Source organism: Brachyspira hampsonii (assembly GCF_001746205.1).
Classification (GTDB): domain Bacteria; phylum Spirochaetota; class Brachyspiria; order Brachyspirales; family Brachyspiraceae; genus Brachyspira; species Brachyspira hampsonii_B.
The window spans coordinates 21,700-44,235 of record NZ_MDCO01000009.1 but is presented as its reverse complement, the minus strand read 5'-3'; the positions used below and the strand labels follow the sequence as shown (position 1 = coordinate 44,235).

Annotated in this window: 22 protein-coding genes; 14 read left to right on the top strand and 8 right to left on the bottom strand. The window is 26.5% G+C overall.

Annotated features, from left to right (window positions below; genetic code table 11):
- Window positions 1-33: 33 nt before the first annotated feature.
- The 4 genes from BFL38_RS05435 to BFL38_RS05420 form a co-directional block, all read right to left on the bottom strand.
- The gene (locus tag BFL38_RS05435; RefSeq protein WP_069726106.1) at window positions 34-366 is read right to left on the bottom strand and encodes an STAS domain-containing protein; all 333 of its coding nucleotides are present in this window, start codon (window positions 364-366) and stop codon (window positions 34-36) included.
- Between the two features lie 124 nt (window positions 367-490).
- Entirely contained in the window at window positions 491-1,009 is a 519-nt protein-coding gene (locus tag BFL38_RS05430; RefSeq protein ID WP_069726105.1) for a hypothetical protein, read from the bottom strand.
- A 9-nt stretch (window positions 1,010-1,018) separates the two neighbouring features.
- Window positions 1,019-1,549: a hypothetical protein gene (locus tag BFL38_RS05425; protein ID WP_069726104.1), complete on the bottom strand. Its 531-nt coding sequence runs from the start codon at window positions 1,547-1,549 to the stop codon at window positions 1,019-1,021.
- 113 nt (window positions 1,550-1,662) lie between these two features.
- Window positions 1,663-2,250 carry a TetR/AcrR family transcriptional regulator C-terminal domain-containing protein gene (locus BFL38_RS05420; RefSeq protein ID WP_008725798.1) on the bottom strand — a complete coding sequence of 196 codons (588 nt, stop codon included), beginning with the start codon at window positions 2,248-2,250 and terminating at the stop codon, window positions 1,663-1,665.
- Between the two features lie 306 nt (window positions 2,251-2,556).
- On the opposite strand from BFL38_RS05420, the gene BFL38_RS05415 reads away from it, so the two are divergent.
- Window positions 2,557-5,730 carry an efflux RND transporter permease subunit gene (locus tag BFL38_RS05415; RefSeq protein ID WP_069726103.1) on the top strand — a complete coding sequence of 1,058 codons (3,174 nt, stop codon included), beginning with the start codon at window positions 2,557-2,559 and terminating at the stop codon, window positions 5,728-5,730.
- An 83-nt stretch (window positions 5,731-5,813) separates the two neighbouring features.
- On the opposite strand, the gene BFL38_RS05410 is transcribed toward BFL38_RS05415, so the two are convergent.
- Both BFL38_RS05410 and BFL38_RS05405 read right to left on the bottom strand, forming a co-directional pair.
- A complete protein-coding gene (locus tag BFL38_RS05410; protein WP_069726102.1) occupies window positions 5,814-7,187 on the bottom strand; it encodes an MATE family efflux transporter in 1,374 nt (457 codons plus the stop codon).
- 579 nt (window positions 7,188-7,766) lie between these two features.
- Entirely contained in the window at window positions 7,767-8,660 is an 894-nt protein-coding gene (locus BFL38_RS05405; RefSeq protein ID WP_069726101.1) for a LysR family transcriptional regulator, read from the bottom strand.
- Window positions 8,661-8,815: 155 nt separating this feature from the next.
- On the opposite strand from BFL38_RS05405, the gene BFL38_RS05400 reads away from it, so the two are divergent.
- The 11 genes from BFL38_RS05400 to BFL38_RS05350 all read left to right on the top strand — a co-directional run bounded on the left by BFL38_RS05400 (window position 8,816) and on the right by BFL38_RS05350 (window position 16,108).
- Window positions 8,816-9,166: a MerR family transcriptional regulator gene (locus BFL38_RS05400; protein WP_069726100.1), complete on the top strand. Its 351-nt coding sequence runs from the start codon at window positions 8,816-8,818 to the stop codon at window positions 9,164-9,166.
- A gap of 109 nt (window positions 9,167-9,275) precedes the next feature.
- Complete coding sequence (locus tag BFL38_RS05395; protein WP_083249389.1) at window positions 9,276-9,800, top strand: (R)-mandelonitrile lyase; 525 nt, start codon at window positions 9,276-9,278, stop codon at window positions 9,798-9,800.
- A gap of 38 nt (window positions 9,801-9,838) precedes the next feature.
- On the top strand, window positions 9,839-10,267 hold the full coding sequence (locus BFL38_RS05390; RefSeq protein ID WP_069726099.1) for a cyclophilin-like fold protein: 429 nt from the start codon (window positions 9,839-9,841) through the stop codon (window positions 10,265-10,267).
- Window positions 10,268-10,381: 114 nt separating this feature from the next.
- Window positions 10,382-11,227 (top strand): aldo/keto reductase, encoded by an 846-nt coding sequence (locus BFL38_RS05385; RefSeq protein ID WP_069726098.1) that lies wholly within the window; start codon window positions 10,382-10,384, stop codon window positions 11,225-11,227.
- 18 nt (window positions 11,228-11,245) lie between these two features.
- Window positions 11,246-12,091 (top strand): carboxymuconolactone decarboxylase family protein, encoded by an 846-nt coding sequence (locus BFL38_RS05380; RefSeq protein WP_083249388.1) that lies wholly within the window; start codon window positions 11,246-11,248, stop codon window positions 12,089-12,091.
- A gap of 119 nt (window positions 12,092-12,210) precedes the next feature.
- Window positions 12,211-12,768, top strand: a complete 558-nt coding sequence (locus BFL38_RS05375) for a flavodoxin (RefSeq protein WP_069726097.1) — start codon at window positions 12,211-12,213, stop codon at window positions 12,766-12,768.
- A 102-nt stretch (window positions 12,769-12,870) separates the two neighbouring features.
- A complete protein-coding gene (locus BFL38_RS05370; protein ID WP_069726096.1) occupies window positions 12,871-13,302 on the top strand; it encodes a cyclophilin-like fold protein in 432 nt (143 codons plus the stop codon).
- A 156-nt stretch (window positions 13,303-13,458) separates the two neighbouring features.
- Entirely contained in the window at window positions 13,459-14,073 is a 615-nt protein-coding gene (locus tag BFL38_RS05365; RefSeq protein WP_069726095.1) for a flavodoxin, read from the top strand.
- A gap of 102 nt (window positions 14,074-14,175) precedes the next feature.
- The gene (locus BFL38_RS05360; RefSeq protein WP_069726094.1) at window positions 14,176-14,868 is read left to right on the top strand and encodes a flavodoxin; all 693 of its coding nucleotides are present in this window, start codon (window positions 14,176-14,178) and stop codon (window positions 14,866-14,868) included.
- Between the two features lie 49 nt (window positions 14,869-14,917).
- On the top strand, window positions 14,918-15,571 hold the full coding sequence (locus tag BFL38_RS05355) for a DUF4405 domain-containing protein (protein WP_069726093.1): 654 nt from the start codon (window positions 14,918-14,920) through the stop codon (window positions 15,569-15,571).
- A 39-nt stretch (window positions 15,572-15,610) separates the two neighbouring features.
- Complete coding sequence (locus BFL38_RS05350) at window positions 15,611-16,108, top strand: NAD(P)H-dependent oxidoreductase (RefSeq protein ID WP_069726092.1); 498 nt, start codon at window positions 15,611-15,613, stop codon at window positions 16,106-16,108.
- 451 nt (window positions 16,109-16,559) lie between these two features.
- Here the strand turns inward: BFL38_RS05350 and BFL38_RS05345 are convergent, their stop codons facing one another.
- On the bottom strand, window positions 16,560-18,857 hold the full coding sequence (locus tag BFL38_RS05345; protein ID WP_069726091.1) for a DUF3536 domain-containing protein: 2,298 nt from the start codon (window positions 18,855-18,857) through the stop codon (window positions 16,560-16,562).
- Between the two features lie 199 nt (window positions 18,858-19,056).
- On the opposite strand from BFL38_RS05345, the gene BFL38_RS05340 reads away from it, so the two are divergent.
- Complete coding sequence (locus tag BFL38_RS05340) at window positions 19,057-20,568, top strand: DUF4836 domain-containing protein (RefSeq protein ID WP_069726090.1); 1,512 nt, start codon at window positions 19,057-19,059, stop codon at window positions 20,566-20,568.
- A gap of 11 nt (window positions 20,569-20,579) precedes the next feature.
- Entirely contained in the window at window positions 20,580-21,302 is a 723-nt protein-coding gene (locus tag BFL38_RS05335) for a TlyA family RNA methyltransferase (RefSeq protein WP_069726089.1), read from the top strand.
- Here the strand turns inward: BFL38_RS05335 and BFL38_RS05330 are convergent.
- Entirely contained in the window at window positions 21,299-22,501 is a 1,203-nt protein-coding gene (locus BFL38_RS05330; RefSeq protein WP_069726088.1) for a cyclic nucleotide-binding domain-containing protein, read from the bottom strand. The two genes, BFL38_RS05335 and BFL38_RS05330, sit on opposite strands and share 4 nt — an antisense overlap.
- Between the last annotated feature and the right edge of the window lie 35 nt (window positions 22,502-22,536).

Here is a 22,536-nt window from a genome sequence, read left to right as displayed (position 1 = left end):
TACAAAAAAAACAAATAAAATCAATATAAAATATTAAAATGAAGCTACTGCATCATCTACATTTTCATATACTTCAAATAGATCCTCTAACTCTACTGTTTTTAATATTTTTTTGATTATATCTGGAACACAAGCTAATACCAATCTTCCATTTTTATCTTTAATTTTTCTCATTATAGAAATAAATACTCTTATTCCGCTTGAGCTTAAATATTCAATTCCTGATAGTTCTAATATCAAATTAATAGAACCTGACTCTACTAATTGCTCCAACTCAGCTTCAATAGATACAGATAAATTAACATCTAATTTACCAACTAAACTTACAACTTTAACTTTTCCTTTATCTTCTATATTTAAACTCATATAATTCTCCTTGAATAATAATTGATTTTACAAGTATAACAAATAAAAAAAAATATTCAATATACTTACATATATAACAAGGTATTGATAGAATTGTAATATATATTTAAAAAAAATTGATTCTTTATGATAAAATTCCTATCATAGCTTTTTTTTCCCAATTTATATCCGATGATTGAGGACAAGGAAAAGTATTCCATTTAACATTTTTTTTGGCAACCCAATTTTCTTTATCTTCAAAAACTCCATTAGATTTCATCCATTTATTGAGTTTGGTATAATAAGATGATTTATAGGCATAAGTATAATATAATTTATTATTTTCAACTATATATCCTTCCATAAAGGTTACCTTTATGGAAGGATATCCAGAAAAAACAAGCATAAATTTATTTAAATAATCTGTATTGCTGTAAACTGCCATATTTTCATGTTTTGCATGAATAAAATTTAGTATCTTCTTTTTATTTATAGTGAGTACACCGTCTTCGTTAAAACTGTAATATCTATCTGCTTCCTTTACTACTCTTTTTTTTACTAACTTAATCCATGCATTATCATAAGAAATAACGGCTTTATTATTAATAAAAAATAAAACAGTCAATACCAATAATATAACTAATATAATATAAATATATGACATTATATTTTTTTAATATAACTCTCCTGCATACTCTCCGTCAGCCCAGTTAACATCTTCCGGCTGAGGTACAGGATAAGAACTCCAATCTGCATCAGTATTTGCTACCCATCTCTCATTTGTAAAAGTAGAGTTGGCTTTTTTCCAAGAATCTAATTTACCTTGATAGCTTTTTATATATTTTGAATATCTCATTATTTTTCCGCCTTCTATGGAATAGCCTTCAACCAAATTAAGACCTAGAGCTGGGGCATTATCATAAAACATAGATATAGGCACCTGATGGGTATAATAAGCATGCTGATCTGATCTTGCCCCCATAAATTTATAAATTTTTACAAGAAAAAGAGGCGATCTTCCTGAAACTAATTCTAAATCTCCGCCCGGTCTTCCTTCATATAAAGCACCTTTCATATCTATAGTTTTTCTAAAAATAAAACTAGCCCAATTTTTAGAATAATCGCTTTCTTTTGTTATGTTTTGTGCATTTAAAAAATTAAATGAAAAAACAAATAAAGATACAAACAAAATTATTTTCTTCATATTTTTTCTCCTACTATATAAATCAAATAAAAAATACAAATGTAAAAAATGTTTTTCATATATTATCGGAAATATGTAATTAAGAATAAAAAAAATTGGCTATAAAAATAATTTTATTCAGAAAAAACTCTTTGCATAATAATATCGGATATATAAGAAGCCAATTCTTCTACAGATATAAAACAATCATTAAGTATCCAATCTGTAAGAACTGATATGAATGCGCCAGAATAAAAACTAACCATAACCCTTATAACATTCTCTTTATTAGGGCGAATAGTCTTAAAATCTTTTATGCCTTCTATTACATAAGAAGCTAAATATTCTCTTAAAATGTTTGCAACACTTCCATCTTTATTATTCTGAAATATTATTTTCAAATATTTCCTATTTAAATAAAAATACTGAAGTATTTTTTCCATTATATCTACATGAGAATCTTTTAATTTATTTTCTATCTTATATCTTTTCAAATCTTCTAAAAATTTTGCCTCATATTCATCTAATTTAGATTTTAATAACTCATATTTATCATTATAATAAGTATAAAAAGTGCTTCTATGCATATTAGCTTTAGCACAAATATCAATTACTCTTATATCCTCAAAAGGTTTTTCTTCCAATAAAATACCAAGAGAATCTTCAAGCAATTTCTTTGTTTTTTTTACTCTGGCATTATTTTTATTTGAACTGCTTTTCATATAAAATGTCCTAGATTTTGGTAAATTAAAAAATATTAATAGACCTTCGTATATTATATTATAATATAATAAAATGTAAACTATTTATATTTATAATTACAAATATTTTAATAAAAAATGTAAATTAATTTTATAATAAACAACAATATGATATTTATGTCTATAAAAATAGTCTTATTTAAGACTAAATCTAAAATATATTTATCATTAATATTATTTATTTAGTAATTTTTTCTATAAAAGTATAAATTCATAATAAAATTTTATATACTATAGAGTATAATATATAACAGGAATCATATGATAATGAAAAATCTAATATACTTTTTTGCTAATAACAGAATGCTTGTAAATATCATAATATTCATCTCTATTATGATAGGTCTATATTCATACTATAACATATATAAAGAATCCTTCCCATCAACTGATTTAGAATTAATGATTTTGCAAGTAGTATACCCCGGTGCCTCTCCTTTAGATGTAGAACAAAATGCTGTCATACAAATAGAGGATCAATTAAGAACTATATCCGGAATAGATGAGTATACTTCAATAATAACTGAAAATGCAGCTATTATATTCGTGCAGTTAGATATGGAAATAGATACAAGCAAAGCTAAAGATGATATATTCAGAAAAATGCAAAGTGTTCCAGATATGGCAGAAGAAGTTGAAACTATAGAAATAACTGATATAAATCCAAAACTTACATCTATTTACAAAATAGGAGTGCATTTTAAAAAAGGATTTGAAGGAGATGAAAAAGTTTTATACGATTTCAGTAAGGAATTAGAAAGACAATTAAAATATGTTGACGGGGTTGCTGATATAACAGTTCAGGGAAGAACGGATCCTGAAGTAAAGATACTTGCTGATCCTAAAAAACTGCAGGAATATTACATTTCTCTTACAGATATAGTAAACTCGCTTTCTGCAAGAAATATAAGGGCTACAAGCGGAGATTTAAAAAAGCCTATTTATATGGATTTAGAAGAAAATGAGGAAGAAAAAACAATAGTAACAATGGGACAATTTGAAAATCCTTCAGAGGCTACTAATGTTGTGGTAAGATCTACTTTTAATGGTCAGAGAGTAAGGATACAGGATTTAGCAAAGGTAAACAGCGGTTTTGTAGAAAAATCTATATATGTAAGAATAAACAGCGTAGAAGGATATTCATTAAGCATACAAAAAAAAGAGAATGCTGACATAGTAAAAACTACAGAAAACATTAATAATTTTCTAAAAAATAATCAGCATTTAATACCTGAAAATGTAGAAGTTACAACTATGGGTGAAACTTCAAGAATGGTATTAGCTCTTACAAATGTAGCAACTAGCAATTTAATATTCGGTTTCATTATAATATTAATAGTTCTTTTAATATTCTTAGATTTCAAAAGTGCATTATTTACAAGCATAGGAATGATAGTCGTAATATTTATCACTTTCTCATACATACATTTTTCTGATTTAACATTCAATATTATATCACTAGCAGGAATAATTACTGTTATAGGAATGGTTGTTGATAATAGTATAGTGGTATGCGAAAACATATACGATTTTCAAAAGGCTGGGAAGACAGGACTAGAAGGAACAGTTGAAGCGGTAAAAGATGTAGTAAGCCCTATAATGGTTGCCACTATGACTACTGTTGTAGCTTTTATGCCTATGCTTCTTACTAAAGATGTTGTAGGCAAACTCATAGCACCTTTTCCTAAAGTTGTTATGGTGGCATTAATTGCTAGTTTATTTCAGGCTATATTTTTGCTTCCTAATAATCTGCAAGATAAAACTAAAAAAAACTTTAAACTCTTCAAAAAAATAAAAAATCCTCTGGATTTTGATAAAGAAAAATTATTCAATGCTATGAAAAACCCTTTTAATAAAGCATTAAAAATTTTATTAAAATTCAGATACTTGGTAGTTTTATTTTTTATAGTTCTTTTAATATTTTCATTCTTTTTAGCTAAAGATAGTTTGCAGAAATTTATACTTATATATGATACAAGCTCTGACAGCATAATGATAAATATTGACTCAGGAATAGGAAACTCTATAAAGAACACTATTAAGTATGTTGAGCAAATAGAAAATGTCATATATAAGTCTGTTGATGCTGAAAACTTAATAGCAGTTAATAGCATTGTTGGAAAACAAGTTAATCAAAATATAGTTGATATTTCAGAAGAATCGGCAAATCTGGCAGGCATTACAGTTTATCTTATACCATCTACAGAAAGAAAAAAAACGGCTTATGATATAATGGACGATATAAATAGAGAATTAGAAAAAACAAGTTTAAGAGAAGAATTAGATGCTTTGATGGTATCAGTTAAACTTCCAATGGATCCGGGAAAAGCAGTAGATATAAAAATAGTTGGAAATGATTTAAATCAGACTAGAAAAGTAAGAGATGAGGTAAAAGCATATTTGCTTAGTCTTAATGGAGTCATAAACTATTACGATGATGATAAATCTGGAAAAAATGAATTAAGAGTATTATTTGATTATGATGAGATAGCACAATTAGGAATGAATGTCGCTAATGTGGCAAATGAACTTAGAACTGCATACAGCGGTGCAGTTGCAACTTCAATACAGGAACTTGATTATAAATTAGACTTCAGAGTTCAGCTTGACAGAGATTATATATATGATACGAATGTACTTAATAATCTTGTAATACCAAACACTTATAACAGACTTCTATATTTAAAAAATGTTGCAAGTATAACTGAAACAAACGGAGTATCTTCTATTAGGCATTATAACGGACAAAGATGCATTACTATCAATGCAGATCTAGTTCAGGGACAAAACACATCTATACAAGTAATGTTTGCAATACAGAATAAATTTAAAGATATAAGTCAAAGATATCCCGGTGTTATAATAGGTTTCGGAGGAGAGGCAGATCAGACGGTAGGAGCTTTAGACGGACTTGCAGTTACATTATTTATAGCAATAGTTTTAATATACTTAATATTATTACTTCAATTCAAAAAATTTGCTCAGCCTCTTATGATAATGTTTTTAATACCATTTACATTAACAGGAGTATTCATAGCATTTTATCTTCATGGCATGCCTATGTCATTTATAGGTTTTATAGGTATTGTAGGGTTATGCGGTGTACTTGTTAATGACGGCATCATAATGATAGACTTGATAAACAAAATAATAGAATCTAGAAAAACTGATGCAGAAGCATTAAGCAATCCAAAAAAATTCGCATTCGACTCAATAGTAGAAGGAGCTACTCAAAGACTTCTTCCTATATTTTTAACCACAGTAACTACAGTTGGAGGATTAATGCCAACAGTTTACGGCATAGGAGGAGATGCTGATTTGATAGTACCTATAGTTATGAGTTTAGCTTATGGGCTTATATTCTCAACATTAATAACATTGATATTTTTACCTTGCGTGTTTATGATAGCTGTAGATTTGAAGCTTATAAAATTAAAATAATTTTTTTAGTAACTTTAGTATTAAATATGTTTTATATAAAGTTTTTTAACTGCATGTATGTATATAATATCTTCAGTTTTAAATCAATTATATTGAAACTTTATCCATTTGCCGCTTAAATATCTTAATGTAAATATTGTAGCCTTTACTATCCAATCAAAGAACATTGCTATCCAAGTACCAACCATGCCCATTTTAAAATATAATGCAAATACATAAGCCAACACTATTCGGCATAACACCATCGAAACAGAAGCCACTATCATAGGAAACTTAGCATCTCCTGAAGCTCTAAATACCACAGGCAAAGAGTATCCTAATGGCCATATAATCATCATAATAGCATGATACCATGATAATTTATAAGTATATCCTGAAGCCTCAGCAGATAAATGATACATATTAAGTATTATAGGCAAAATTGAAAGCATAACAGCACTAGTTATAGTTTGAGATACATAAATAATGGCTATTATTTTTTTAGTATAATATTTAGTTTGATTATAATCGCCGGCACCTACACATTGGGATATAACAGTTGTGAGTCCCAATCCTATAGCCATACCCGGAAGAACCTCTAAACTAGCTATAAGCGTAGAAACAGAATTTGCAGCTATTGATGCTGTACCAAATGTAGATATTAAACTAAGTATCAATAATCTTCCCAAATAAAACATTCCGTTTTCTATACCATAAGGTATTCCTACAGATAATATCCTTTTTATAGTTTGAATATCCATTTTATACATGATCTTATTTTTTATATATATAAGATTATTTTTATTTAATCCCAAAATTATAATTATTAATGCTGAACCTATTCTGCTAATCAATGTAGATATTGCAGCTCCTGCTATACCCATTTTAAATACATAAATTAAAACAGCATTTCCTATAACATTTAATATATTCATAGATATCATAATTTTCATTGATATTTTTGAATTTCCTATAGTTCTAAACATAGAAGCTCCGCCATTATAAATAGCCAAAAATGGTATTGAAGCTGCAACTATCAGCATATAAATATTTGCCTCATTTCTAACTTCATTTGTAATACTTCCGAACAATGCTCCAAATAAAGAATCTTTAAACAAATATATGATTAATGTTAAAGCTATAGAAAATAATAATAAAAACCTTATAAGCTGATTAATAGAATCATCTGCTTTTTCTATATTTTTGGCACCTATATATTGCCCGCTGGCAACAGCACCTCCCGAAGCAATAGCAGCAAATATGCTTATAAGAAATGCTATTACAAAATCAACCAAAAATACAGCAGATACAGCAGATTCCCCTACACTAGCAACCATCAAAGAATCTATAAGCCCAACTAGATATTCTAAAAATACCTCTATAATAAGAGGAACAAATAATTTTATAAGATATTTATTAGAAAACATATTATTAGTTTTCATATTACTATTAAAATCAGAATAAATTATTTCGCTCATTTTACAGTCCTCAAAAAATTTATTTAATTATTTTTCTAATTAGATAATAAAACATTTAATTCTATCTCGTATGCTTCCTGCATAATTTTTTATCTTTAATTTCTACTTTATTCCAAACAATCTAAAATACTCTAAAAACATCATTTTAATTTATAAATATTTAGTATTAAAAATTAACAGCATAATGCATTAGAATTTCCTAATTTTCTTGGAGCAGCTAATATTATTAATACTCTTTTACTCATTTTTTATAACACCTCATTTCTTTCATTAATTTTGCAAGATTATAGCATTAGAGTACACTCCAATGTCAAATGATTTTTGATAGTTTTTTATAAAAAAGTTAATTTAAAATATATTATGATAAAATAATTAATTATAATAATCATACATTAAAATGATAGTTAACATAATATTAAAATCAGAATGCAATTTGTAAGTAAATAAAAAATATATATAAATGATAAATATCTTTTAAAACTAAAGTAATTAAATATTATTAAACTTAGGCTTGGCATATAAAAAATTAAATAATACAATAACTAATTTTGTAATCTAATTTTCTTAAAGTAAGTATTATTAACATCGTAACTTATTTTTTAATTCTTCTAAAAAGATCTTTGAGGCTTTTGAAAATACTTGATTTTTCTTCCATATTATACTTGATTCTACATACAATTTTGGCTTAAGAGGTATAAAGCATAAATCACTTTCACTTATAGTATTTATAAGCTTATCCATAGTAATAGCATATCCTATACCCTCTTCAACCATAATAGCAGCATTATAAATAAGGTTATAAGTTAAAACTATATTTAATTTATCAATATCTTCACCAATCCACTCATAAAATTTATTACTTTTTGACTTATTCCTAAAAAATCTTTTAGGGCATATTATTGGAATATTTAATAAATCCTCTTTAGTTATAAACTTCTTTTTTGAGAGATGCGAATCTTTTTTCATTAATAAACCGTATGATTCTTTATGAGGTATTTTTATATAATCGTATTTAGTTTCATCAAAACTTCCTATCAATAACCCAAAATCAGCAAGTCCTCTGTCTAATTTTTCTGTAATATCAGAATATATTCCGCTATGAATATGATATATTATGTTTGGATACAATTCTCTTATATCTTTTATTATATTAGCTATGATATGCATATAATAGGTTTCTCCGCTTCCTATATAAATGTCTCCTGCTATTATATCTTCAGAAGACTTAAACTCCATTTTAGTTTTTTCCATTAAATCAATTATTTCTTCAGCCCTCTTCTTTAAAAGTATTCCGTCAGATGTAAGTTTTATACTGTAATTGCTTCTTATAAAAAGTTTTTTTCCTATTTCTTTTTCTAAATTATTTATTTGTCTTGATAGATTTGGCTGAGTAAGATTGAGATAATTAGCAGCTTTTGTAATGCTTCCCTCTCTGGCCGAAGTTAAAAAATATTTTAAAGATTTTATATCCATAAATAAATATTCCAATTATAATTTTTGCTTATCATATCATAAATAACAATATTTAGTAATACTTTTTTATTATAACTAATTATAAGATATAAGTATTTGATATATTAGTATTGATGCATTAAAATAGCCTCATAATTAATAATAAGGAGTACATCATGACTATATCAGAAGTAAGCCAATTAACAGGACTCACAAAAGACACTTTAAGATACTATGAGAAAATAGGAGTAATACCGGAAATAGGAAGAAGCAAAAGCGGAATTAGAAACTATAATGAATATAATTTGAAATGTATAGAGTTTTCAAAATCAATGCGTGATTTAGGCATATCAATAGACTCCATTATAAAATATATTAAACTTTGCCAAAAAGGTACAAATACAATAAATGAAAGAAAATCAATACTAATTAATGAAAGAAATTTAATGCAAAGACATTTTAATGATTTAAAAATAAAATTAGATAAACTAAATAAAAAACTAGAAGAAAAAGATTTTTTTAATTAAAGAAAAAATATTAAATCATAAAAAATTTAATTTATGATAATTCTATATTGACATTGGAGTTCACTCAAATGCTATAATCAGAAAATATTATTTACAAAAAGGAGAGAAAATGAAAAAATATTTACTAATTAGTTTTACTTTATCAATAATATTTACTACTGTATCATGTAATGCAGGAAGTAAAGAGGCTTCAAACATTTATGAATATGCAAAATCACCAGAAGGAACAGTATTGATAAAAAACGGCGAAGGGCAAAAATCTAAAGGTTCAGCAGACTATTTTACAGGCGATGTTGAAGTTGAAAGTATAACAGCACCTAATGAAACATCTAAATTCTCAGTAGCCTATGTTACATTTCAAGCTGGTGCAAGAAGTGCATGGCATACTCACCCAGCTGGACAGCATTTAATAGTTGTTGAAGGTGTCGGACTTACTCAGGAAGAAGGAAAACCTATTCAGGAGTTTAGAGCTGGAGATATTTTATACTGCCCTTCAAATGTTAAACATTGGCATGGAGCTTCTCCAAATTCACCAATGAAACATGTTGCTATAACAGGTGATTCAAACGGAAACAATGTTACTTGGATGGAACATGTTACTGATGAAGAATATTACAGCTATACTAATCAATAATACATTAATAAAAATATTTTTATAATAGAGATTTATTTATGACAAAAACTATTACTTTTATATTACTTATATTGAGTATACTTACAATGAATGCTTTTACACAAAATACAAAAGTAAAACTAACATTTAATGATAATGAAATTTATGCTTTAATAACAAATTCAAATGCCGGAAATGATTTTTTATCGCTTCTGCCTATGAATTTGAAAATTGAAGATTTTAATGGTACAGAGAAAATATCATATCTGAGTAAAAAACTAAATACTCAAAATGAACCAGACGGCATAACTCCAAAAGCAGGAGATATAACTTATTATGCTCCTTGGGGTAATTTGGCTATATTTTATAAAAATTTCAGATATTCAAATAATTTAATTTATTTGGGAAGATTTGAAAATATTTCTGATATATCAAAACTTTCAAATATGAAAGGAGATTTTGAAATTCGTATAGAGAAAGCAAATTAAAAATTATAAGTTTATTAGAATTAAATAAAAAATTATAATTTTTATATTGACATTGGAGTAAACTCTAATGCTAAAATAAAAAAATAATTTACATATAGTAAAAATGGAGAGATTATGAATAATATAAAATTAAATAATGGTGTTGAAATGCCTATTCTTGGATTCGGAGTATACAAAATAGATAATTACGAAGAATGCAAAAAAGCATGTCTTTACGCTATTGAAGCTGGATACAGACACATAGATACAGCATCTATATATATGAATGAAAAAGCAGTAGGAGATGCTATAAAAGAAAGCGGTATAAATAGAAAAGAGATGTTTATAACCACAAAATTATGGATACAGGATGCAGATTATGATAAGGCAAAAAAAGCATTTCAAATATCTATGGAAAAATTAGGATTGGATTATTTAGATTTATATTTACTCCATATGCCTTTTGGTAATTATTATTCCGCTTGGAAAGCAATGGAAGAATTATATGAAGCAGGACATATAAAAGCCATAGGAGTTTGCAACTTCTATAAAGAGAGATTAATTGATTTTGTATATAATCATAAAATAATGCCAGCTATTAATCAAATAGAAACACATCCATTCTTCCAAAGATGGGAAGATCAAGAATTAATGAAAGAGTATAATATCACATTAGAATCTTGGGCACCTTTAGCAGAAGGCAGTAATAATATTTTCAATAATGAAATATTAAAAAGCATAGGAAAAAAATATAATAAAACTGCAGCTCAAGTTATTTTAAGATGGCTAACTCAAAGAAATATACCTATTATACCAAAAAGTGTTAATAAAGATAGAATAATAGAAAACTCTAAAATATTTGATTTTATATTAGATGATAATGATATGAATCTTATAAAAACTTTAGACAATAATAAAAATATAATATTTCTTAATGAAGATGAAAAGTTTATAAAACAATTATTAAATATGAAATATTAATATAAAGGAGATTATTAAATGAAAAAAATGTTAAAATTAAGTTTATCAATATTCTTATTAATGACAATATTATCTTGTCAGGCAAATAACAATAATACAAACAATAATGGAGGAAATCTAAATATGACAGAAAAAGCAAACACCAAATATAATGAATTATTTAAAAGAGATGCCGCTTCTACAAAACCCAATGATGAAGAATTAGAAAGTATATTCAATAACTTTTTATACGGCGAAGTTTATAATCATGGCTCATTAGATGCAAAATTAAGAGAGCTTGTAACATTAGTTTCTCTAACAGCTTCTCAAGGCACTGACTTTATAAAAGATCATGTAGAAATAGCTTTGAATGTAGGAGTTACACCTATAGAGATAAAAGAGGCACTATATCAATGTTCTCCTTATGTAGGTTTTCCAAGAGTATTTGCGGCATTAGAAAAAGCAAATGAAATTTTTAAAGCAAAAAATATATCACTTCCTATAGAATCTCAATCAACTGTTACAGAGGAAACAAGATTTGATAAAGGATTAGAAACTCAGGTAAGCATATTTGGAAATGCAATACTTACTGCTCATTCAAATGCCGCCCCAAATCAAAAACATATTCAGAACTATTTATCAGCTAACTGTTTCGGAGATTTCTATACAAGAACAGGTTTGTATTTAAAAACAAGAGAGCTTTTAACATTCATAATGATAATATCTTTAGGAGGAGCTGAACCTCAGGCTATAGCACATGCAAATGCTAATATAGCAATGGGTAATACTAAAGATATGATGATAGAAGCTGTAACTCAATGCCTTCCTTATATAGGATACCCAAGAACATTGAACGCTATAACTGTAATTAATAATATACAATAATAATAAACAAGAATAATACTTATTATATCCATTTATAATAACATCAATAAAAAATGCAAAATAACTATACATTTTTTATAAAAGTTAATAAAAAAATTTTATAAAAGGAGAGTTTGAATATGAGAAAAATTATCAAAACAATATTATTATCATTATTTCTTTCAAGCACATTATTAATAGGAGGTTTATACGCTCAAAGCTCAAAAACTTTAATAGTATATTTCTCTTGGGGAGGAAACACCAGAACAGCTGCCAATATGATAAAGAACATGACTCATGCTGATATATTTGAAGTAAAAACTGCAGAAAGCTACCCTACTGATTATAATGATACTATAAATCAGGCAAGAGATGAATTAAATAATAATGTTTTACCTAGATTAAGTGCTAATATAAATAATTTGGCAGATTATGATACTATAATATTATGTTACCCTAATTGGTGGGGTACTATTCCTCAGGCAGTAAAACAATTATTACAAACTCATAATTTCAGCGGTAAAAAAATAGCTCCTTTATGCACGCATGGCGGAGGCGGTATGGGAAGAAGTTTAAATGATATAAAAACTTTATGCCCTAACTCTGATATATTAAACCATCTAAGTATATCTGGAAGAAGTGTTAATGGCTCAGAAAATAATATAAGAACATGGCTTCAAAATATAAACATACTATAAAAATTATAAACTTGCTTTCAGTTTATAAATTAGTAAATATTTTCTAATTGAAAGCAAGTAAAAAGTAAATAATAATAAAATTAATTACGGAGTTTATATATTATGAAAAAAATTAGTATAATTATCTTTTTTATATTTTTTAGTTTATGTAATGCTCAAGAGAATACAAAAATAAAAATTACTGTAAACAATCAAGTATTGGAAGGAGTTATTTATGATACAGAACTATCAAAAGAGATAATGAATATATTTCCAATTACTGTTTCTATGGCAGGTTATGGTAATAGAGAATATTACGGCTCAATAGACTACAGACCAAAAAATATAACAAAAGGAAAATTAAATTTCCAAAACGGTGATATAACATACTGTGCCAGAAATAATTCGCTTGCAATATTCTACTCACAGTCATCTAATCCCAATCTTACTATGGAAGTTATACCAATTGGAAAAGTTACATCAGATTTAAGTATTTTTCATGATTTATATAACAGAGGAGAAAGAAGAGCAGATATAACTTTTAGTATATACTGACAATTTTTAAGTTTGTCAAAAATGTATTTTATATTTGTTTTTACTAGTCATGCTGCTATGCCTTCAATTGTCGCAAATTTGACGAAGTTGAATCAAAAAAGCTAACAATACATTTATAAAATATAGAAATCAATTTTATTATAAAAAGGAGTGTACATGAAAAAATACATGATTATAATGCTTTATCTAGTGTTTACATACATAGGATATGCACAGAATTCAAAAATTCTGATTGTTTATTTTTCAAGAGTAGGAAACACTTTATTTAAAGATAATATAGACGCCTCAACTTCAGCAAGCATTATAGCAAATAATAACAGAGTAGGTACTACAGAATATGCTGCTAATATAATAAAAAATGAATTAAATGCTGATATTAGATTAATAGAAACAGTTGATAAATACACTGATAATTTCGACAATTTAGTTGATAAAAATCATGAAGAGATGCGTAACAATTATTTTCCGAAAATAAAGCCGTTAAATATTGATATAAATAAATATGATACCGTTTTTATAGGATATCCTGTATGGGCTAATGATGTACCAATGGCAGTGCGTTCATTCATTAGAGATTATAATTTGTCATCAAAAACTATAATACCATTTTGTACTCATGACGGATACGGTGCTGGAAGATCATATAATACTATTAGAAACATGATAAAAAATGCCAATATATTAAATGGCTTGGCATTAGACTCTTCTAATATACAATCAGAGGACGAGAGAATAAAATCTTGGATAAGAGAATTAAATTTAAAAAAATAGACAGTAGATACCATTTTGTTAATAAAACTTTTTTCTAATCTGCCTGTTACAATAAAAAATAAATAATAGGCGGATTATTAAAAAAATATGAAAGGAGATTATATGAAAAATTTAATATTAATTTATTTACTTTTATCAATAATTATATCATGCAAAAATAACAATACTTCTAATATAGAAAGTACAAATGATAATAATTATAATACTCAAAATAATTATGTTAACATCAATTATACTCAAAGCGATTCAAAAATATTAATAGCATATTTTACTTGGGCAGACAATACTGTAGTAGAAAACCCTTCATCTATAGACCCAGATGCTGAAACTTCTGCAAGCGTGCTTCCTATTGGAAATGCTGCATTAATTGCTGGCTGGATACAAGAAGAAACAGGAGGAGATTTATTTAGTATAAAAACAGAAAATAAATATTCAAGCGATTATGATGAATGTCTTAATCAAGCTAGAAAAGAAAGGGATAATAATGAAAGACCAAGACTTACTCAAAGAGTTAATAATATAGATGATTATGATGTTATATTTTTAGGTTTTCCTAATTGGTGGTATACTTGCCCTATGGCTATTTTCACATTCGTTGAAAGCTATGATCTATCTGGAAAAACTATAATACCATTTTGTACTCATGGAACAGGAGGACTTTCAAGAACTATAAGAGATTTGAGGAACTTACTTCCAGATGACTGCAAAGTATTGGAGCCTATAGGAATATACAGACCAGAGGTAAAAACATCAAAAAATAAGGTTTTAGATTGGCTTAGAAAGTTGGATTATTAAAAAATTGTGATGAATATAATTATAATATAATAAGGAGTAAAAATACATAATGAGTAAAAAAATAATAAAAATAATCGTAGACATAATAATGACTTTACTATTTTTTATTTTGATGGCATATCATTTCACTGGAGATGCCGTACATGAATATTTGGGTTTTCTTCTTTTTATATTTTTTATACTTCATCATATACTTAATTTTAATTGGTATAAAAACCTGCCTAAAGGAAAATATAATTTTAATAGGGTTTTAAATACATTCATTAATACTATGCTTTTTTTATGTATGATAGGATTAATGATAAGCGGAATACTATTTTCTCAAAGGGTGCTTGGATTTTTGAATATTCATAACAGCGGAATGTTTACAAGACGCCTTCATATGATTTCAAACTCTTGGGGATTTATATTTATGTCAGCACATCTTGGAATGCATTGGGGTATGTTTATCAATATGAGTAAGAAGTTTATCAATATAAAAAAACAAATAGCATTAATAATAGCTTCATTAATTGCTGTATATGGTATTATTTCATTTATAAAAAGAGAATTATATAATAAAATGTTTTTGCTTGTAGAGTTTGCTTTTTTTAATTATGAAGAGCCTGTAATACTTTTCTTTATGGATTATTTATCTATAATGGGTTTATTCATATTTATAAGCTACTATCTGCCAAAAATTATAAAAAATAATAATAAATAATATAATAAAAATTAATATATCAAAAAGGAGAAAAGTAAAATGAAAACACTTATAATTTTTTCGCATACATATTGGAATGATTCAAAGGTTAATCGTAAATTATTAGAATCGATAAAAGATTTTAAAGATATCACAATTCATAATTTAAATGAAATATATAAAGATAATAAAATAAGTAAGGAAAATGTGAAATCAGAAATATCTTTATTAAAAGAACATGATAAAATAATATTTCAGTTTCCATTATTTTGGTTTAGTACTCCAAGCCTATTAAAAGAATGGGAGGATACTGTTTTAACTGATATACTTTATGGAAGTGAAAGCAAATGTTTAGAAGGAAAAACTTTTCAAATAATTACTACTGCAGGCGGAGAAAAATCTTTTTATGATTCTTTGGAGTTTGGTATTAATACTATACTTTCCCCTATAACAACAAGTTTTAAATATTTAGGTTTAAAAGCAGAAAATCCATACTGCATATATCATGCTAATTCTGATAATTTAGACCTAAACGAATATCATAAGTATTTAAGATAATTGTTTAATATAAAATAAATGAACTTATTTCATAATTAACCTTATTTATAGTTGTCATACGAAGCACACAAAGTTCTGCTCTATGGCAGCTACTATTTTATACTGTAAGTCTCCTACATAATGAATACCGTTAGTTATCAAATGCTAATTAAAAATCATGTACAGTTATAATATACAAAAGTCTATATTTTATACCAAATATAAAACATGATTGTTGCGATTTTATAATAATTTTACACCTCAGTCTTCGCCATAGATGTACTTAGGTATTATTATTTTAAATAAGCCTGCAGATTCCAATACGCTAAAAAGAACAAAAAACTGATAAAATTAAAATATATATAATAAACTTACTTGCTAATTAAAATATATTGTTTAAAATATCACTTACTATATACTTAATTTTTTATTTTAATTTGTCAGTTATCCGCCATTTTTAGTAATAATATTATTATATATTATCCATATTGAAATTAAGCCAATATCCTAATTCTTTGAATGATGCTTTTTCATTATCATTAAATTGTATATCCGTATTTTTATACTTTAAGATTATCTTATAAAATATATTTTCAAATGTATTTCTATCTATAGGCATATCATTATTTGATAAGAACTTAACATCTTTAAGTACATCATATATTGTTTCAGGATTTCCGGTTTCATATAATGTATTCAAAGCATTTTTTATATTATCTCCGATTAAGCTGGATATTCCGCTGTTTGATATAAATATTCCTGCACTTCTTGCATCTTTTAAATTTTCTGATACCTCATCATAAGCATCTCTTCCTCTATCTATGATTTTTTCTCTAAGTATAGGCGATGCCATAGCTCCCATTATTCTTCTATAATCATAATCAGGAGTAATACTATTCAAATTGAAGTATGTAAAAAGTTTTCTATATTCAGGATATATTTCATGCATCAAATGATCTAATTTTTTAATATCACTTTCAAATAAACTGTCAGCTAATTTATCTCTTATATCTGAATTTAAATCTTTTAAATACATCGTATAAACAGAAGAGTTATCTAACTTATCATAATATTCTGATATTTGTATTTGATTTTTAAATTCATGATTTTCACTTGATGTATTAACTCTAAAATATATATCTGCCGCTATATTATCTATTAATATACCTTCTATAATATTATTTTCTATCTTAGTTGTTTTTATTTCATGCTTAAAGATATTTATATTTATATCTCTATATTCGCTTGCTATAAGATTAAAGATAAAATAATTAATAACATAAAGTTTTGTGAACACATCAGCTTTTGCTTCTTTTTCATAGAAATATCTGGCACTATGATGTTCTGGTTTATTGCTTATAGACTTCTCTAGTGTTTTTAGGAACTCTTCATGAGCTTCATTAACAAAGTCAAGATTTTTATCTTTTACTAACAATCTGGCATAATGGAAAGACTGTTCAGCATACTGCATATTTTTTATAGGTTCTAGTCTTGATACATCTTCAAAGAACCAGCCGCAAGATGTATATGAGAATAATGAATATTTATAAGATTCCATTAAAAATACGAATTCTTTAAATGATATATATTTGCTGCATATCTCATATAAGTCCCTAGCATCTAAATCATTATATATCGCTCGTACATATTCTTCTCTCAAAGAGTTTCTAGTTTCATCAGTAAAGTTTAAAAAAGTTTTGAATAATTTATCCTGCATTTTTCTAAGTATATCAAATGCATCTCTTAAAGGACCTCTCCAAGATAAGTCAAGTCCTTCCCAACCGCCGCAACCGCAATTACTTCTCCACCTTTCTACACCATGTGAACAGCTCCAAGAAGTACCTCTTGCACCTGTGCCTTCATGAAGTATAACCTCTTCTGTAGGAGGATACATATTTAAATAATGTTCATAATTAGTAGGCGTAATATTATCATAATGAACATTCTCTTTGAAATACCTTGCCAAACACATATCCGCAAAAGGTTCATGATGACCATAGCTTTCTCCGTCAGTTGCTATATTTACAAGTCTCCTTTCGCCATAAGCATTTCTTATTCTTTCAGCAAGTTTATCAGATGAAGTAAGCAAATGTTCAAAAGCTATAGCCTGAGATATATAAGGATCATAAAAGAATACGATAATTCTTTTACCATTATGTCCGTATAGCCAATATGGCTTAGAAGTATCTATTTTTCCTCCGGATACATCTAATGTTGTTATGTTTTTTACATAGTGAGCCTGATATGGTGAAAGTATTGTAAATTTTACTCCGCAGTCATATAAAGCATCAACTACATCTAAATTTATAGCGGTTTCAGAAAGCCACATACCGCTTGATTTTCTTCCGAAATATTTTTCAAAGTTATATAACCCCCATTTTATCTGCACTCTCATATCTTCTTTTTTGGCAAGCGGCAGTATTATATGATTATATACTTGGGCAATTGCATTTCCGTATCCAATTCTTTCTATACTTTTTTTATCAGCTTCTATTATTCTTGCTAATAAATCTTTTCTCGTTTTTGCTATATAATCTATAAGCGTAGGTCCGAAATTAAAACTTATATATTCATAGTTATTAGACATATCCATAATTCTTCCATATCCGTCTAATATTCTTGAATATGCATTAGGACTATAACATTCATTTGTTATTCTTTCATTCCAATCATGTGCGGGTGCTGCACTTGCCTCTTTTTGTATTTCACCTAAAAATGGATTTTCTCTTGGCGGCTGATAGAAATGACCGTGCAATATCAAGTATCTCATATTATGTCCTAATATCATGGAATAAAATATTTTATGATTATAAATATTTTATATTTAATTGCAAGATTTTTTTTACATGAAATTATAGTATTTTTTTTATATAAAATATTGTATGTAAATAAATACTTGACTTTTAATTATAGTCTCATATAATATAAAATATATTCTTTTTTGTAACTCACTTTCAAGGAGATAGTTAATGTACAGAGTAGCATCCTTTATCTTTTTATTTTTATTGACATTAAGCACTTTTACTTATGCTGTAGATAAAAAATATATACCAAATAATGTTGATAGTGTATTTTCTATTAATTCCGGAACTATGGCAGAAAAAGGCGAAATTAATTTACAGGATATTTTCAATAAATTTTTTATGCAGAAATACGCCGACAGATATTTAGAATACAGAGATGATGCATTTGTTGCCGAGGTTATGACTAATAGATTAAATGATTATATAGATTTCTCTAAGACTTCAAGAATTGTTTTTTTTAATGGATATCAGCAAATGACATTACTTTTTGATGTTAAAGATATTACTGAGTTAGATAAACTTATGATAAAAATGGCTAGTCAGGAAGATAAATTAGTTTCAGTTGCTGAAAATGCTGCTTACAGATATTTAGCATTAGATGAATATAACTTAATTTCATGGAATAAAGAAATATTTTCTGTTACATTAAAACTTAAAGATAATTATTGGTACAATGAAGAATTAAATAAAGAAGATATTACTAATATAGCTAATTATGTATTTATTAATAATACTCCTTTAGAAGATGAAAAATTCTTAGCTTTAGAAAATGAAACTAATGATTCTTATATTTGGGCTAATTTATCAATATTAGCTGATGAAAACTCTGATTTTGCTAAGTTTTTATTCGGAAGAAGCTATGACGGAATACCTAAAGATGCTTACAAAGGGGCTATCATTACTACAAAAATAAATTTCAATAATGGCGATGCTCAGATTCTTCTTGACAGCTATACTCCTAATTATCCTTATGATAGCTCATTACTTAAAAAAGAATTAGCTGATAATATATATTCATTTGTTAATGGTGAAAATAATTACGGATTCTTATCATTAGCATTTAATAGTAAAGAATTAGCTAGCTATCTTAAAAATATCATGGGAGATTTAAAAAATCTTCCTCTTAGTGAAGAATTAAAAACACTAGAAGATAATGGAATAGATGCCTATAAACTTATAGAACTTTTAGGAGGAGATATATTTGTATCTGTTTGGGACGACCCTAATGCAAATGATGATGAATCCCCTGCTTTATTGATTTCTGCTTCTATAACTGATACTGATACAGTTAAGATAATATTACAGGCATTTTCTGAAGATGTTGTTGATGATATTTATACAATTGGCGGTTATTCATGCTATATAAAAGATTCTATATTATATATTTCTGATAATTCTAATGCTATAGATTCGATAATTAATGATGAGAAACCAGCCTCAGCATTGTCTGCCGATAAAATTGACATAGCTAAAAATAATACTATGGCTTTATATTTGGAGTTCAATTCTAATTTATCATTATATGGCATAGGAGATGAATATACTGAAACTTTTGAATCAGTTTATTTGACTTCAAATATATTAGAAAGCAATCATACTCAGATGCTTTTAAAAGTTAATACTAGAGATAAAGAAAAAAATTCTCTTTATATAATAAGATCTTTTCTTGGATTATAATATTTATATAAATGAGATTAGATGAATATGTGCATAGTAAAGGCTATACAGAAAGCAGATCTAAAGCACAGGATATAATACTTGCAGGCTGTGTATTTGTTAATGGTGTAAAGGTAACTTCCAAGGCTCATAAAATAAAAGATACTGATAATATAGAAGTTATACAGAATATAAAATATGTATCAAGAGCCGGAAAAAAGTTAGAAAAAGCCTTTACAGAATTCGGTATATCTGTAGAAAATAAAATATGTCTAGATATTGGTGCCTCTACAGGAGGTTTTACAGATTGTCTGCTTAAGTATGGTGCTAAAAAAGTTTATGCTCTTGATGTGGGACATAATCAGCTGGTTTATAAACTTCGTAATGATAATAGAGTAATATCCATAGAAGATTTTAACGCTAAAGATATAAAAAGAGAAATGTTTTATGATGAAATTCCATCTATAGTGGTGAGTGATGTTTCTTTTATATCAATATCAAAAATAGCTCCTATTATATTTAAAGAATTAAATAATTTAGAATTCTGGGTAACTTTAATAAAACCGCAATTTGAAGCTGAAAAAGGAGAAGTTTCTAAAGGCGGTATAATAAGAGATGATGTGCTTAGAGAAAAAATATTAAACAATGCCATTTCAAAAATCACCGAAATAGGATTTAGGGAAGTCAATAGGACAGTTTCGCCCATAAAAGGGGCTAAAGGTAATATAGAATACTTAGCTCATTTTATTATTTAATCATTTTCTATTCTATGTGTGTTTCTCTGTTTATATATTTCATATTCTTTATAGAAACTTTCTATATCATTCACCATTAAATATCCTTCATCTGATATATCTAATGATTTTATTTTTAATATTTCATCTTCTATATTCTTTTTATATTCAATTCCTATCATAGAACAAATATCATTTATATTGTATTGGAATTTTATTTTATTTATATTTTTGAATAGAAGTTCTGTTTTTATCAATGCTTCTATTATTATTACAAATTTACTTACCACCTTATTGGCATTAAAAGATCTTATTCTAGAAATTGTACCGTATATTCTCATACTCATCATCTTTACAAAGTATAATCTAAGATTTCTATCAGACTGCACCAAATTCATAGCATCTTCTTTTTTTACTAACTGAATAATAGAGTCTTCTAAAACTATAGCTGTAGTTGAAAGATATTTCTTATTTTTGGAAATAGGTGCGTATCCGTTTAGCACATCATCAGTAGATAATACTCTTCTAGTTACCTGTTTAGAATCAAATATATTATATACTCCAATTTTTCCATACTTTATTATATAAAGATAATCTTTGCTTTGAAGCTCTGTATATAAACAATATCCTTTTTTATATTTATATATGTTAGCCTCTATGTTTTCAGGCTCTTCTATTGGTTTTAGATTTTTATATAAATTATTAAGCTCTTCTTTTCTTTCTTCATCATTAGGGTGAAGTTCAATATATTTTTTGTACAATTTATATGAAGCATCAAAAAATCCATTATTAATATATATTTTACACATTTCTATAATATTAAGCTTTGAAGATTTACTATGGCTGTTGTAATACGGATTATTTTCTTTATGCAAAAAGTAATAATATCTGTTAAGCCATCTTTCTATATTAATAATAAGATAATCATATATTTTATTTATGAGACTTATATTATTTATTTTTTCTATTTCATTAATATTCATCTCTATTACTTCGGTATCTTCCAATGCTTTCACTGTAGAGAAATAAGGTTCATTTAAAACTGCATTGAATAATCCTATAATTTCACCTTCTTTATATTCCACAGTATAATTATCAGCGAAATAACTATATACTACTACTTTTCCTTTTTTTATTATATAAAAAGTATATTTAGGTTCCTGACCTTCTATAAATACTGTAGCAGATTTATTAAAATTTATACTTTTGTACTTTAACATAAATAATCCCTATTATTGTTTGTAAATATTTTAAT

What these genes read in the sequence shown, in the direction of transcription:
- BFL38_RS05435 (WP_069726106.1), bottom strand. Translation starts at nt 366, where the DNA reads ATGAGTTTAAATATAGAAGATAAAGGAAAAGTTAAAGTTGTAAGTTTA.
- BFL38_RS05430 (WP_069726105.1), bottom strand. Translation starts at nt 1,009, where the DNA reads ATGTCATATATTTATATTATATTAGTTATATTATTGGTATTGACTGTT.
- BFL38_RS05425 (WP_069726104.1), bottom strand. Translation starts at nt 1,549, where the DNA reads ATGAAGAAAATAATTTTGTTTGTATCTTTATTTGTTTTTTCATTTAAT.
- BFL38_RS05420 (WP_008725798.1), bottom strand. Translation starts at nt 2,250, where the DNA reads ATGAAAAGCAGTTCAAATAAAAATAATGCCAGAGTAAAAAAAACAAAG.
- BFL38_RS05415 (WP_069726103.1), top strand. Translation starts at nt 2,557, where the DNA reads ATGAAAAATCTAATATACTTTTTTGCTAATAACAGAATGCTTGTAAAT.
- BFL38_RS05410 (WP_069726102.1), bottom strand. Translation starts at nt 7,187, where the DNA reads ATGAGCGAAATAATTTATTCTGATTTTAATAGTAATATGAAAACTAAT.
- BFL38_RS05405 (WP_069726101.1), bottom strand. Translation starts at nt 8,660, where the DNA reads ATGGATATAAAATCTTTAAAATATTTTTTAACTTCGGCCAGAGAGGGA.
- BFL38_RS05400 (WP_069726100.1), top strand. Translation starts at nt 8,816, where the DNA reads ATGACTATATCAGAAGTAAGCCAATTAACAGGACTCACAAAAGACACT.
- BFL38_RS05395 (WP_083249389.1), top strand. Translation starts at nt 9,276, where the DNA reads ATGAAAAAATATTTACTAATTAGTTTTACTTTATCAATAATATTTACT.
- BFL38_RS05390 (WP_069726099.1), top strand. Translation starts at nt 9,839, where the DNA reads ATGACAAAAACTATTACTTTTATATTACTTATATTGAGTATACTTACA.
- BFL38_RS05385 (WP_069726098.1), top strand. Translation starts at nt 10,382, where the DNA reads ATGAATAATATAAAATTAAATAATGGTGTTGAAATGCCTATTCTTGGA.
- BFL38_RS05380 (WP_083249388.1), top strand. Translation starts at nt 11,246, where the DNA reads ATGAAAAAAATGTTAAAATTAAGTTTATCAATATTCTTATTAATGACA.
- BFL38_RS05375 (WP_069726097.1), top strand. Translation starts at nt 12,211, where the DNA reads ATGAGAAAAATTATCAAAACAATATTATTATCATTATTTCTTTCAAGC.
- BFL38_RS05370 (WP_069726096.1), top strand. Translation starts at nt 12,871, where the DNA reads ATGAAAAAAATTAGTATAATTATCTTTTTTATATTTTTTAGTTTATGT.
- BFL38_RS05365 (WP_069726095.1), top strand. Translation starts at nt 13,459, where the DNA reads ATGAAAAAATACATGATTATAATGCTTTATCTAGTGTTTACATACATA.
- BFL38_RS05360 (WP_069726094.1), top strand. Translation starts at nt 14,176, where the DNA reads ATGAAAAATTTAATATTAATTTATTTACTTTTATCAATAATTATATCA.
- BFL38_RS05355 (WP_069726093.1), top strand. Translation starts at nt 14,918, where the DNA reads ATGAGTAAAAAAATAATAAAAATAATCGTAGACATAATAATGACTTTA.
- BFL38_RS05350 (WP_069726092.1), top strand. Translation starts at nt 15,611, where the DNA reads ATGAAAACACTTATAATTTTTTCGCATACATATTGGAATGATTCAAAG.
- BFL38_RS05345 (WP_069726091.1), bottom strand. Translation starts at nt 18,857, where the DNA reads ATGAGATACTTGATATTGCACGGTCATTTCTATCAGCCGCCAAGAGAA.
- BFL38_RS05340 (WP_069726090.1), top strand. Translation starts at nt 19,057, where the DNA reads ATGTACAGAGTAGCATCCTTTATCTTTTTATTTTTATTGACATTAAGC.
- BFL38_RS05335 (WP_069726089.1), top strand. Translation starts at nt 20,580, where the DNA reads ATGAGATTAGATGAATATGTGCATAGTAAAGGCTATACAGAAAGCAGA.
- BFL38_RS05330 (WP_069726088.1), bottom strand. Translation starts at nt 22,501, where the DNA reads ATGTTAAAGTACAAAAGTATAAATTTTAATAAATCTGCTACAGTATTT.